The 320-nt window shown below is 51.2% G+C and carries 1 pseudogene; it reads right to left on the bottom strand.

Annotated features, from left to right (window positions below):
- A pseudogene (locus AB4153_RS20605) lies at nucleotides 1–320 on the bottom strand (hypothetical protein); the annotation flags it as partial.

Below are 320 nucleotides of genomic sequence, written 5' to 3'. Positions count from 1 at the left end.
CCATCAACAAGGCCTGAAATATCCACGCCATCAATGCTGTAATCGCCATTGGCATCAACAGTGACGCCAGTGATGACCTGCACTGTGCCAGCGCTATCGGTCAGGGTTAGGGTGACGGTTGAGTTTGGCGCGACATCGGTGGTGCTACCTGAAATGTCGGCTGTTTCTGCACCATCATTAATGGTGAGGGCTACATCAATTGAACCCGCAGTGGCGTCCATGTTGTCAGTGTCATCATTAGTGACAGTCTGACCGTTTTGATCCACAGCTGAAGCATCAACAGTGATGTCGCCATCAACTAGGCCTGAAATGTCTACGCC

Source organism: Shewanella sp. 10N.286.52.E4, assembly GCF_041468785.1.
In the GTDB taxonomy this organism is placed as follows: Bacteria; Pseudomonadota; Gammaproteobacteria; order Enterobacterales; family Shewanellaceae; genus Shewanella; species Shewanella electrodiphila.
This window is presented reverse-complemented; position numbering and strand designations above follow the sequence as displayed.